General features: G+C 73.6%; 9 protein-coding genes. 4 read left to right on the top strand and 5 right to left on the bottom strand.

Annotated features, from left to right (window positions below; translation table 11 throughout):
- Window positions 1–8: 8 nt before the first annotated feature.
- The 4 genes from K7854_RS29410 to K7854_RS29395 all read right to left on the bottom strand — a co-directional run bounded on the left by K7854_RS29410 (window position 9) and on the right by K7854_RS29395 (window position 4,404).
- On the bottom strand, window positions 9–1,415 hold the full coding sequence (locus K7854_RS29410) for an FAD-dependent monooxygenase (RefSeq protein WP_226029592.1): 1,407 nt from the start codon (window positions 1,413–1,415) through the stop codon (window positions 9–11).
- Entirely contained in the window at window positions 1,405–2,616 is a 1,212-nt protein-coding gene (locus tag K7854_RS29405; protein ID WP_226029591.1) for an MAB_1171c family putative transporter, read from the bottom strand. Before K7854_RS29405 ends, K7854_RS29410 begins: the two co-directional genes overlap by 11 nt.
- Before the next feature lie 82 nt (window positions 2,617–2,698).
- Complete coding sequence (locus K7854_RS29400; RefSeq protein ID WP_226029590.1) at window positions 2,699–3,877, bottom strand: MAB_1171c family putative transporter; 1,179 nt, start codon at window positions 3,875–3,877, stop codon at window positions 2,699–2,701.
- Entirely contained in the window at window positions 3,874–4,404 is a 531-nt protein-coding gene (locus K7854_RS29395) for a toxin (RefSeq protein WP_226029589.1), read from the bottom strand. The genes K7854_RS29400 and K7854_RS29395 overlap by 4 nt, the downstream gene beginning before the upstream one ends.
- A gap of 227 nt (window positions 4,405–4,631) precedes the next feature.
- Here K7854_RS29395 and K7854_RS29390 point away from each other — a divergent pair, with 227 nt between their 5' ends.
- The 4 genes from K7854_RS29390 (at window position 4,632) to arfA (ending at window position 9,382) form a co-directional block, all read left to right on the top strand.
- Complete coding sequence (locus K7854_RS29390; RefSeq protein WP_226029588.1) at window positions 4,632–5,990, top strand: extracellular solute-binding protein; 1,359 nt, start codon at window positions 4,632–4,634, stop codon at window positions 5,988–5,990.
- Window positions 5,987–6,928: a carbohydrate ABC transporter permease gene (locus K7854_RS29385; RefSeq protein WP_226029587.1), complete on the top strand. Its 942-nt coding sequence runs from the start codon at window positions 5,987–5,989 to the stop codon at window positions 6,926–6,928. The genes K7854_RS29390 and K7854_RS29385 overlap by 4 nt, the downstream gene beginning before the upstream one ends.
- A complete protein-coding gene (locus K7854_RS29380) occupies window positions 6,925–7,794 on the top strand; it encodes a carbohydrate ABC transporter permease (protein WP_226029586.1) in 870 nt (289 codons plus the stop codon). The genes K7854_RS29385 and K7854_RS29380 overlap by 4 nt, the downstream gene beginning before the upstream one ends.
- An 82-nt stretch (window positions 7,795–7,876) precedes the next feature.
- The gene (arfA, locus tag K7854_RS29375) at window positions 7,877–9,382 is read left to right on the top strand and encodes an arabinosylfuranosidase ArfA (RefSeq protein WP_226029585.1); all 1,506 of its coding nucleotides are present in this window, start codon (window positions 7,877–7,879) and stop codon (window positions 9,380–9,382) included.
- Between the two features lie 25 nt (window positions 9,383–9,407).
- Here the strand turns inward: arfA and K7854_RS29370 are convergent, their stop codons facing one another.
- A complete protein-coding gene (locus K7854_RS29370; RefSeq protein WP_226029584.1) occupies window positions 9,408–12,176 on the bottom strand; it encodes a beta-galactosidase in 2,769 nt (922 codons plus the stop codon).
- Window positions 12,177–12,380: the final 204 nt, after the last annotated feature.

The raw sequence follows: 12,380 nt of genomic DNA, 5'->3' as shown, positions 1-12,380 counted from the left end.
CCGTTCGCTCACGCCCCCGTGCGGTCGAGCCCGGCGAGCACCGCGCGCTCGCCGGGGGTCAGCGGCGGCCCGGTCAACAGGGGGAGCGGCGGGCCCGCGAGGGCGGCCAGGACCGCGTCGGGGCGGAACATGCGGGTCGGCGGGGTGCGCATGCTGGTGACGTCCCAGATCGCCGAGGCCGCCGCGAAGGAGCCGGTCGCCGCCCGCGTCATGCGCCGCGTGTACGCCGTCACCGCCCGGTCGGCGAGCCCCGGCCGTCCGCCGCCGCGCGTGGCGGGGTAGAGGACGTCCTGCCCGACGGCCATCGCCCAGGCGGCGTCCACCGGGCGGGCCGCGCCCCGCAGCACCCGTCGGGCCAGGCCGGGCGCGTCCGGAGCGCCGGCCCGGGCCAGCTCCCGGCCCAGGACGCGGGCGCCGAAGGCGGCCACCGACATGCCCTGCCCGTAGGCCGGGTTGAAGGTGCCGAGCGCGTCGCCGAGGACCACCAGGCCCTCCGGCCAGTTGGGCACCTTGTCCAGGTAGTGCCGCACATTGCTGGTGGACCGGCTCAGGTGCACGTCGGTGAGCGGTTCGGCGCCGGAGACCAGCCGGCCGACGATCGGGTCCGGCAGGTCGAGCGTGTAGCGCAGGAAGCCCTCGGGATCGGCGGGCGGCTCACCCCCGCGGGTGCCGCCGCAGCTGACCAGCCAGCGGTCCCCCTCGACCGGCATCACCATGGCGCTGCGGCCCGGCCGGGACACGTACGGGTCGGCCTGCACGATCGTCAGCGGGAACCGCTCCGCCCCGGCCGGTATCCGGTACAGGCGCGAGGCGTTGACCAGCCCCGAGTCCACGGTCCGGGTGCGGACGCCGGACAGTCCGAGCCCGTCCAGCCAGGTGACGATCCGGGTACCGCGCCCGCTCGCGTCGACGACCAGGTCGGCCTCCAGGTCCGTCTCCCCGTCGGGCCCCGAGACCCGCACGCCCCGCACCCGCCCCGCGGACCCGGTCAGTCCGGCCACGGCCGCCCGGCGCACCTCGACCCGCGGGTCCTCCAGCACCGCGGCCCGTACCGTCCAGTCCACCAGCGCCCGGGTGCAGGTGAGCATGTCCGGCCCCGCCCGCCGCCAGCGGCGCAGCCAGCCCTCGGGGGTGCGGGCCAGCATCCCCGAGCTGAGGGACACCTCGTGGGCCCCGGCGGCGAGCAGCCGCTTGCGCAGGCTCACACCGGGCACGATCTCCTCCATCGCGCTCAGCCCGCCCGTCATGAGCAGGTGGGCGTGGCGCCCCTGGGGCAGCCCGCGGCGCTGACGGGGGCCGTCGGGCAGCTCGTCGCGGTCCAGCACGACGACCTCCGGCACGCCGGCGTCGGCCAGTACGGCCGCGGCCAGCATCCCGGCGAGTCCGGCACCGACGACGACAGCTCTACGCGACATGGGGCTCCTCGGGTTCGGTCAGGGTTCCGGTCGGGGACGACGGGTTCGCGCCGCCCGGGGCGGCGGCACGGCCGGGCTCGCGGTGCAGCGCCTGGGAGAGTTCCACCAGCCCGCTCGGGCCGGGCACCTCGGTGGCGTGCAACCGGTAGGAACCGGCGGCCTCGGGCGGTTCCTCGTGCGCGGCGGCCCGGCGCGCGGCGTCGGTGAGCATCGCCGCCTCCGCCGCCAGCCGGGCCTCGTGGGGGGAGCGTCCCGCGCCCAGGGCGGCGTCCCGCGCCCGTTCGCGGACCCGGTGGTCGAAGTACGGCGCGAGGGTGAGCAGGGCGTCGTGGATGGAGACCTCGCGCCACTGGAGGCGGGCCCGGGGAAGCTGCCACCAGGCGGACGGCTGCCCGGGAGCCGTGGACACCGACTTCACCAGCGACCACAGCGGACCCAGTCGCCGGTAGTCGTCCAGGCCCCGCCAGTGGGCGAGCACGGACGGCAGCAGCCTGGGCAGCGCGAACCCCACGGAACACACCAGCGCCGCCAGCGAGGCCATCGGCGGGGCCACCGTGGTGGACAGGAAGTCGAGGTCGTGACCGGCCCACCGCGCCGCCACCGCCGTGTACTTGGTGAGCTGGAACCCCACCAGGTCCAGCAGCGCGCCGAGCAGGATGAGCCGCAGTCCCACGCGCAGCAGACCGCCCACCTCGCGGCTCCACTTGACGCAGACGGCGCACATCACCAGCATCGCCGCACTGTGCCCGAGGAGGTAGAGCAGGATCATCTCCCGCATGAACGGGGTGCCCGCGTAGTACGTGTCGAGGTCGGTCAGCCGCTCGGTGTCCGCGTCGGCGAGCAGGAACAGCACGACGATGGCGGCCACCAGCAGGCCGTAGGCGGCCATGCTGCGGATCACCGCGCGCCGCACCACCGGCCGGGGCCCGCCCCGCCAGTTGATCAGCAGCACCAGCACGGCGCAGCTGTACGCACAGAGCATGCCGTAGGTCAGCGGGGCCCCGAAGTTGGGGACACCGGTGAGTGCGTTGACGGTGCCGAGGGTGGCCGGGGCGGCGCACACGAAGACCAGGGCGCCGAGGACGATCGCCGCGCAGGTGGACAGGGTCAGCGGGTCGCGGACCGCGGTGCGCGGACGGCGGAACAGCAGTACCGAGGTCATGCCGAACACCAGGGCCGCCAGATAGACGACGAGACTCACGTCCGACCACTCCTCACCTGCGGCACCTGTCCGCCGCGTACGCCCGTCACACCGCCTGGGCCCGTCACGCCGCGTACGCCCGTCACGCGGCGCCCGCCGTCGTCCTGCCGCGCGGCACGGCGGACGCGGCCGGGGCCCGCCCGGCGCCGGCGAACACGTCGGCGATCCTCGCGAGGGTCGCGGGGTCCGGGGACGGGGCCGGCGGACGGCCGGCTCCCGGGGGCGGCGCCTCCCCGGGGCCGGCCTCCCGCCGCAGCGCGTCGAGGATCACCGCGGCCCAGGCCCGCGCCCGGGCCAGTTCGGGGTCCCCGGTCGCCGCCAGCGTGTCGGCGCGGGTCCGGTCGTACAGGCCCCGGTCGCAGTACGCGTCCAGGCGGCCGAGCGCGTTGTGGATGCTGGTCCGGCGCCACATCAGGAGGGTGGCGGGCGAGGCGGGACGCGGGCGCGGCAGCCGCAGCGCCCGGCGGTCGAGCAGGTCGTCCAGGGCCCGCTCCAGCGGGCCGAGCCGGGCGTACGCGTGTGACGCGCGCCGCCACTCGGCCACCCGCGGCGTCACCAGCGGCACCAGCACCCCGACGACGATCAGCAGGGCCCCGAGACCGGCGGCGACCGGGGAGACGGCGGTGTCCAGCGCCGACCAGTCGCGCCCGGACCAGCGGGCACTGACCGCGACGAGCTTGGCCAGGCTGTAACCGGCACCGCACAGCGCGCCCGCCCCGAGCAGCGTCAGCCCCGCCCGCAGCCCGCCGCGCACCTGCCGGGCCCAGCGCAGCGCCGACACCGTCGTGACGGTCACCGCGGTCAGGTGCGCGACCAGGTACAGCACGATCATCTCGGCGATGAACGGGGTCGTCGCGTAGTAGGTGTCCAGATCGGTGCGGCGCTCCACGGGCGCGTCGCCGAGGGCGAAGGTCACCGCGATGCCGAGGACCACGGCGGCGTAGGCGAGCGTCCACCGGCGTGCGGTGCGGTGCACCCGGGGCCCGCCGCGCCAGTGGACGACCAGGACCTGGGAGGCGGCGCAGTACCCGGTGATCGCCGCGTAGGTGAGCGGCGCCGCGAGGTTGGGCACACCGCTGAGCCGGTTGACGGCTCCGACCGTCGGAGGCGCCCCGAGCAGGAAGCAGAGCCCGGCCAGTCCCAGCACCGCGCAGATGGCCCGCAGATACGGATCGTGCCGGTGCCGCAGCAGGTCGGGGGCCTTCACCGCGAGGCCGAGCCAGAGCGCTCCGCAACTCAGGTAGTTGATCAGGCTGTTCACCGGGCCGTCCCCCGGTAGTTGAGCGCGGCCCCGATACGGCCGGCGAGGCTCTGCGGGCTGGCCGGGCCGCCGCTCTCCGCGGCGAACACCGAGTCGGTCGAGGCGTCCAGCCAGGCGCGCAGCCGGCTGCCCATCAGCATGCCGAAGCGGTCCGCCTCCTGCTCCTCGGCCAGCGAGAAGTCGGTGCGCGCGGCCACCGGCCGGGGCCGGTCGCCGGTACCGTCCTCCGCCCCCTCGGCCCGACGGCGGCTCATGTGCCACACCTCGTGGCACAGGATCACGATCTGGTGCCAGACGGCCGCGCGTTCGTCCACCACCACGTCGTCGTGGCTCTCCCGCTCCAGCCACAGTCCGCTCGCGGTGTGCGGCGGGAAGGCCGCCCGGTGCACCACCACCTCCCGGCCCCGCCACGCGCTGACGGAGGCGACGAGTGCCTCGAACAGCACCTCGGGATCGGCCGGCACGGGCACCCGGATGGGGTCGATGAGGGCGTCAGCGAGACGACGCATCTCCTTCCTGGTACGCACCGCTGTCTCCTCGTCCCCCCGGCCGTCCTCCGCTCACCCCTGCAATATGCCAAGAGGCATGCCCCGGGGGCCAGTTCCACGGCAGGTCCGGGGCCGTCTCCGCGCCCCCGGGAAAAGTCCTGCCCGGGATCCTGCCCGAACCATTGACGTGCAAGCGCTTCCCACCTACGTTTCCCGTTCGAAGTTACGAGCGACATTCGGTATTTCGAACATAGATGGGGCAGGGCATGGGACGACCTGGCCTGAATCGCAGGCACTTTCTGGCCACGGCCGGCGGTCTGACGGTCGCGGGCAGCTTCGGCTTCGCGGCGCTCGGCACCGGCGCCGACGCGCTCGCCTCCGGGGCGGACACCCGGGTCCGCTACTGGAACCTCTTCAGCGGCGGCGACGGCTACAACATGATCGCGATGCTGGACTCCTTCCGCAGGGACAACCCCGGCATCGACGTGAAGGACTCCACCCTCCAGTGGGGCAGCCCGTTCTACACCAAGCTCGCCATGGCCGCCGCCGGCAACCGCGCCCCCGACCTGGGCGTCATGCACCTCGGCCGGGTCACCGGCTTCTCGCCCGGCCGCCTCCTCGACCCCTGGGACCCCGCCCTGCTCGCCGAGTACGGCGTGAAGGAGGAGGACTTCAACCCCGAGCTGTGGAAGCGCGCCGTCATCGACGGCAAGCTCTACGCGCTGCCGCTCGACATCCACGTCCAGCTCTGCTTCTACCGCAAGGACGTGCTGAAGAAGGCCGGACTGCTCGGCGACGACGGCCGGATGGTCCCCGTCACCTCCACCGACGAGTGGTTCGGCGTGCTCAAGGAGGCCAGGAAGGCCACCGCCAGGGGGCTGCAGACCATCGGGCTGTGGCACAACGACCAGAACTTCCAGTGGTGGTTCTTCGTCGCCTTCTACACCCAGCTCGGCGGCACCTGGTTCGACGACGCCGACACCGAGGTCACCTTCGACACCGACAAGGCCGTGCGGGTCCTGGAGTTCCTGCGCAAGCACGTCGCCGACGGGTACGCCAACCCCTCCTTCGGCGGCGGGGCCGGTGCCGAGCAGTTCGTCAACGGCTCGCCCTTCTGCTGGGAGGGCAACTGGTCCGTGCCGGTCTTCGACGCCGCGAAGCTCGACTACGGCGCCACCCCGCTGCCGCCCGTCTTCGGCAGGCGGGCCACCCACGCCGAGTCCCACTCCTTCGTCCTGCCGCACCAGGCCGACCGCGGCGGCGCCGCCAACGAGGGCGCACACCGGCTCGCCGCCTACGTCGTCAAACACGCCCGGCAGTGGGCGGCCGGCGGGCACATCCCGGCCTACACGCCGACCCTGTCCACCGCCGCGTACCGCAGGCTGCAACCGCAGAACGAGTACGTCTCCGCCATGGACCACCAGGCCACCGAGCCCAAGGTGTGGTTCGCCGGGTCCACCGGCATCCTCGCCCAGCGGGTCGGCCCGATCGTGGTCTCCTCGACGACGGGCTCCGCGAAGCCCGAGGCCGCCGCCCGCCGGATGAAGAGCACGCTCACCGAACTGCTCGCCATGAAGAACCCCATGGACGGCCGCACCGCCGCACAGGGAAGGGCCGGCGCATGACCACCACCAGCGCTGAAACGATCATCCGCCCGGCGCGTGCCCGGACCGCCGCCGACAGTGCCGGCGTCCGCCACGGGCAGGGCTTCCAGCACGGCGGCTGGTTCGTCGCCCCGTTCCTCGCGCTCTTCGCCCTGTTCGTGATCTGGCCACTGCTGCGCGGCCTCTACCTCAGCTTCACCGACGCCAACATCTCGGGCGACAGCGCGAGCTTCGTCGGCCTCGACAACTACCGCGAGGCCCTCCAGGACCCCCTGATGTGGGACGCGCTCGGCCACAGCGCCTACTTCACGCTGCTGGTCGTGCCCTGCATCACCGTCCTCGCCCTGCTGCTCGCGCTGCTGGCCCACCACATCGAGCGCGGCAAGTGGCTGTGGCGGCTCTGCTTCTTCCTGCCGTTCCTGCTGCCGTCCACCGTCGCCGCCAACCTGTGGCAGTGGCTGTTCAACCCCGGCACCGGCATGGTCAACCACGTCTTCGGCCTCGAAACACCGTGGCTCACCGACAAGTCGTACGCCATGCTCGCGGTCGTCATCACCACCCTGTGGTGGACCGTCGGCTTCAGCTTCCTGCTCTACCTCGCCGCACTCCAGGGCATCCCCGCCCACCTCTACGAGGCCGCCAAGCTGGACGGCGCGAACGCCTGGCACCGCACGGTCCACATCACGCTGCCGATGCTCCGCAACATCACCGGCCTCGTCATCGCGCTGCAGATCCTCGCCTCCCTCCAGGTCTTCGACCAGGCCGTCGTGATGCAGGACTTCGGTCCCGGCCCGGAGGACTCGACCCGCACCTTCGTGCAGTACACGCTCGAACAGGGCTTCACCAGCTACCGCGTGGGCTACGCCTCCGCGATCTCCATCATCTTCTTCGTGCTCATCGCGGCCGTCGCCCTCGCCCGGATGTGGCTGCTGCGCAACCGTGAGGAGGGCGGCCGATGACCACCGCCGCAGCGCCGGCCCGCACCCGCACCCGCCCCCGCCGGGGCTGGACCCCGGGCCAGATCGTGCTCACCCTGCTCGGCACCGCCGTCGCCGCGGTGTTCCTCGCCCCGCTCGCCTGGGCCCTGTTCACCTCGCTCAAGTCGGAGACCGAGGCGGTCGAGGTGCCCACGCACTGGCTGCCGCACGACTGGACCGGCCAGGCCTGGACGGCCCTCTTCGAGACCGGCAACATCACCGACTGGTTCGTCAACTCGCTGGTCGTGTCCGTCTGCGTGACCGCGATCGTGCTGCTGGTCGCCGCGCTCGCCGGATACGGCTTCGCCCGCACCGAGTTCCGCGGCAAGGGCGTCCTGATGGGCGTGGTGATGACGGGCCTGATGGTCTCCCCGGCCGTGCTCGGCGTCCCGCTGTTCACCACCGTCCAGCAGATGGGGATGGTCGACACCTACTGGGGCATGATCCTGCCGCAGTGCGCGCCCGCCGCAATGGTCTACATCCTCTACAAGTTCTTCCAGGGCATCCCGCGCGAGCTGGAGGAGGCCGCCTTCATCGACGGCGCGGGCCGCTGGCGCGTCTTCTTCACGATCATCGTGCCGCTGTCCCGCCCCTCGCTCGCGGCGGTCGGCATCTTCACCTTCATCAGCTCCTGGAACAACTTCCTGTGGCCCTACATGGTCACCAACAACCCCGACCTGATGACCATGCCGAACGGCATCGCGACCGTCATGAACTCCTACGGCATCCAGTGGGCCCAGCTCATGGCCGGCGGCCTGATGGCGGGCCTGCCGCTGATCGTCGTCTTCGTCTTCTTCCAGCGCCAGATCGTGGCGGGCGTCGCCCATACCGGACTCGCCGGTCAGTGACGCGCCCCTGTGAGGGGCGCGGGGAACTGCGCGACCAGCCCCCACGCACCCGCAGACAAAACACAACCCCCGAAAGGAAAAGATGCGCCCCGCCCGCTTCACCCTCGACCCCGCCTTCACCGTCGGCGCCGTCAACCCCCGTCTGTTCGGCTCCTTCGTCGAACACCTCGGCCGCTGCGTGTACACCGGCGTCTTCGAACCGGGCCACCCCACCGCGGACGCCGAGGGCCTGCGCCAGGACGTGCTGGAGCTGGTCCGGGAACTCGGCGTCACCGCCGTGCGCTACCCCGGCGGCAACTTCGTCTCCGGCTACAAGTGGGAGGACTCGGTCGGCCCGGTGGCCGACCGCCCGCGCCGCCTCGACCTGGCCTGGCGCTCCACCGAGACCAACCGCTTCGGCCTCTCCGAGTACATCGCCTTCCTGAAGAAGATCGGCCCCGAGGCCGAACCCATGATGGCCGTCAACCTCGGCACCCGGGGCGTGGCGGAGGCCCTGGAACTCCAGGAGTACGCCAACCACCCCGCCGGCACGGCGCTGTCCGACCTGCGCGCCGAGCACGGCGACAAGGACCCCTTCGGCATCCGGCTGTGGTGCCTGGGCAACGAGATGGACGGCCCCTGGCAGACCGGCCACAAGACCGCCGAGGAGTACGGCCGTCTCGCCGCCGAGACCGCCCGCGCCATGCGCCAGATCGACCCGGACGTCGAACTCGTCGCCTGCGGGTCGTCGAGCCAGGCGATGGAGACCTTCGCCGCCTGGGAGGCGACGGTACTGAAGGAGACCTACGACCTGGTCGACCACATCTCCCTGCACGCCTACTACGAACCGCACGACGGGGACGTCGACTCCTTCCTCGCCTCCGCCGTGGACATGGAGTCCTTCATCGAGAACGTCGTCGCCACCTGCGACCACGTCGGCGCCCGCCTCAAGTCCAAGAAGAGGATCAACCTCTCCTTCGACGAGTGGAACGTCTGGTACATGAGCCGGACCGAGGCCCAGGTAAGCGCCCTCGACTGGCCCGAGGCGCCGCGCCTGCTGGAGGACAACTACAGCGTCCTGGACGCGGTCGTCTTCGGCTCGCTCCTGATCGCCCTGCTGCGGCACGCCGACCGGGTCACCGTCGCCTGCCTCGCCCAGCTCGTCAACGTCATCGCCCCGATCATGACCGAGCCGGGCGGCCCGGCCTGGCGCCAGACCACCTTCTTCCCCTTCTCCCAGGCCTCGAAGTACGGCCGCGGCGAGGTCCTTGACGTCCGCGTGGACTCCCCGACGTACGACACCGCGAAGTACGGCGAGGCCGACCTCCTGCACGCCACCGCGGTGCGCGCCGGGGACGGCTCGGTCACCGTCTTCGCGGTCAACCGCTCCCGCACCGAGGCCCTCCCGCTGGAGGTCGCCCTCAGCGGCCTGGACCTCACACGGGTCGTCGAGCACAGCGCCCTCGCGGACGCCGACCCCGACGCCCGCAACACCCTCGCCGAACCCGAGCGCGTCGTCCCGCACCGGGTGGACGGCACGACCCTGGCCGACGGCAGGCTCACCGCCGCCCTGGAGCCGCTGTCCTGGAACGTGATCCGGCTGCGCTGAGCCGGCCCCGGGGCCTGCTGCCGGGTCAGCCGCGCCGGCCGGGGGAGGCGACCGGCTTCACCGGTACCCCGCCGGCCGCGCTGCCCAGCAGCTCCAGCCGGACCGGGCCGGGCCCCGGCGCCGTGCCGCCGTCGGACAGCACCGCGAGGGCCAGGGTGTTGGCGGCGGCGCGGGTGCGCAGGATGCCGTTCGGCAGGACGAAGGTGTGCGGGGCGGCCTCCCGGTCGCCCACGTACTCGCCCATGTTCCAGCCGTTCAGGAAGACCTGGGCGCGCACGCCGCGGGCCCGGGCGTCGCCGACGACCAGACCGACCGAGGCGTCCGTCTCCGGCGGGACGTCCAGCCGGAACGTGGTCCGGAACCAGGTCACACCCTGGCGCCGGACCTCGTCCCGCGCATCCGCCGGGGACCCCGGCTCCCAGCCGCCGTCGTCGTACCCGGGCAGGTGCCAGCCGTGGCGCTCCCCGTACAGCCCGCCGTGGTTGAGCGGCCCGCGCACCGGGTCGGGGGCGGCCGCGCCCATGATCCGCCAGCGCACGTCGGGCGAGGCACCCTCGAAGCGGGCCGAGGTCAGGCCGCGGGCCGCCCGGTACGCGTCCTGGCCGTGCTGGGTGCGCCGGACCAGGACGGAGAGCACGGCGGGTCCGCCGTCCGCGCCGTGCCGCGCGCGCAGGGACGCGCGCAGGTCCCGCGGCAGCCGGAAGTCCGCCGTGGCCGTCCACGTGCCCTTCCCGTCGCCCGGCCCGCCCGGCCGGTGGGTGCCCAGCGGCTCCCCGTCCAGCCAGGCCATCAGCAGCCCGTGCGCGCCCGTGCTGTACGACAGCGACACCGACTCCAGGTCCGGGGCGCCGGTGAGCCGGGCGCGGTACCAGACGTCGCCGTAGTGGAAGCCGTAGTCGTCGGCGAAGAGCACCGGCTGCCCGTCGGGGACCGGCGTCGTGCTGTGCGAGGTGCGCCGGTCGGCGACCGTCCAGCCCTCGTCGCCGTAGCCGGGCTCGCGCTCGAAGTCCTCCGTGCGCCGCCGCCAGCCGTCGAGGGCGGGCAGGACCAGCTCGGGCACGCCCGGCAGCGGCCACACCGTCATCAGGCTCAGGGCGCGGCCGAGGCCCGACTGCACCCGCTCGCCGTTCCAGGTGACGTCGGTGATGCCGGGCGGCGTCCACACCTCCAGCTCGCGCTCGCCGACCGTGTCACCGGTCAGATGGATGGTGGCACCGTCCAGGGCGGCCTCGCGCAGCAGCTCGGGGCCGCGCACCAGGACCCGGCCCGACGGGGTCTCGTAGGGCCACAGCCGCAGCGAGGCGGCGTCGTCGGCGAAGAGCAGGAGCAGCGTGCGGTCGGTCTCGCCGCTGCGTACCCGCACCCGGGTCAGCCGGTCCTCCTCGAGCGGCACCATCACGTGCAGCTCGCCGTGGTCGAAGGTCCAGGCGGCCTCCTCGTCCAGCCGGGTCGGCCACGGCTCGTCCGGGCAGTCCAGGACCAGGTGCGCCGTCTCGCCCGCCCGCCCGACGAACGCGGCGATGTCCAGCTTCCCGACGCTCAGCGACAGCATGGGCTGCACCGTGGCGTAGGCGAGCCTGCGCCCGGCGCCCAGGTGGAGCCCGGTGGCGAGCAGCTTGGCGTCCCGGGCCGGGACGGTGACCTCCACGTCGGTGCCGCCCATCGGCAGCTTCGAGGTGACGTCGGCGGCGGAGTCGTTGCGCAGCACGTAGGCGTGCGCGCCGGTGTCCGGGTTGGCCAGGTGCCGCACCCGGATCCGGCGGTCCGTGGCCCGCACCGCCGGGGCCTCGGTCATCCGGGCGAAGTCCGGCACGTGGCGCAGGAGCTGGCCGAGCTGGTGGAGCGGAGCGAGCTTCTGCGTGGGCCGCCGCGCCTCGTCGATCGCGGCGGCGGGGTCGTACGTCGGGGAGGGCGCCGACGGGGCGGGCAGCCAGCCCCACGAGGTGCCGCCGAAGGCCATCCGGACGTTGTGCAGCGTGCTCCCGTGCGCCAGCCGGTCGAAGTGCACCCGCCGCGCCTCGGCGGCGTCCCGGACCGGCCCGGGCTCCTGCCAGGTGAGCGGGGAGCCGGCGTGCAGCAGCGGCACCTCGACGCCGTCGGCGCTCAGCCGCTCGCGCAGGTGGTCCAGGTCGGCCCGCCCGGGGGTGTCGGCCCGGTAGAGCAGCACGGTGCCGGTGCCCCGGGTGAACTGGTGGCGGGCGGCGATCGCGTTGACCCGGCTCAGCCACTCGTCGGCGTGGCGCAGGTAGGCCGGGTCGGTGGTCCTGGCCCGGGCCCCCGCCGCCGTCAGCCAGCCCGGCAGGCCCCCGGCGTCCACGTCGGCGCCGATGTACGGGCCGGGGTGCAGGACGACGTACAGGTGGCACTCGGCGGCCGTGCGCAGGAACAGGTCGAGGTCGCGCACGCCGGTGAAGTCGTACCTGCCGGGCGCCGGGGAGTGCTGGTTCCAGGCGAGGCGGACGCTGACCGCGTTGTGGCCGTACGCCCGCAGCTTCTGCAGCACGTCCCGCCACAGGGACGGGCTCGGCAGCCGGAAGGGGTGCAGTTCGCCGGACCACAGGGCCAGCCGCCTGCCGTCCACCAGCAGGGAGTACCGGTCCAGGGCGACCCGGTGGCGCGTCCCGTCGGCGCCGGGCGGGCCGGGCGGCGGCCCGGTGGGCACGGGGCCGGGACCGGCGGAGTAGGGCAGTGCCGCGCTGCTCACGCTGCCGCCGAGCGCGAGACCGAGGACGGTGGTGCCCGCGAGGGCGCTGAACGCTCGTCTGCCGAGTCTGTTGGGCCTGCTGAGCTCCAAGGGAGCCTCTCCTGTTGCGCGCGGTACCTCTGGTCCCGTCGGCTGCCCGGGACGCCTGTGCCGGGCCATTGTCCCAGCGGACGCCCCGGGGGTCGGTACGAGGATCGCGGTGGTGCGGACCGCACACATTTCTGGAGGGGTGACCCGTCCGGCGCCGGCCCCGACGCGGCCCGGGCCCCGGGCGCGGACGCCCGCGCGCACGGT

The sequence above is a fragment of the Streptomyces hyderabadensis genome, assembly GCF_020404845.1.
Classification (GTDB): Bacteria; Actinomycetota; Actinomycetes; order Streptomycetales; family Streptomycetaceae; genus Streptomyces; species Streptomyces hyderabadensis.
This window is presented reverse-complemented; position numbering and strand designations above follow the sequence as displayed.

Excerpts from the sequence above, each read along its gene's own strand:
- K7854_RS29380 (WP_226029586.1), top strand. The coding sequence starts at position 6,925 with ATGACCACCGCCGCAGCGCCGGCCCGCACCCGCACCCGCCCCCGCCGG.
- K7854_RS29385 (WP_226029587.1), top strand. The coding sequence starts at position 5,987 with ATGACCACCACCAGCGCTGAAACGATCATCCGCCCGGCGCGTGCCCGG.
- arfA (WP_226029585.1), top strand. The coding sequence starts at position 7,877 with ATGCGCCCCGCCCGCTTCACCCTCGACCCCGCCTTCACCGTCGGCGCC.
- K7854_RS29410 (WP_226029592.1), bottom strand. The coding sequence starts at position 1,415 with ATGTCGCGTAGAGCTGTCGTCGTCGGTGCCGGACTCGCCGGGATGCTG.
- K7854_RS29390 (WP_226029588.1), top strand. The coding sequence starts at position 4,632 with ATGGGACGACCTGGCCTGAATCGCAGGCACTTTCTGGCCACGGCCGGC.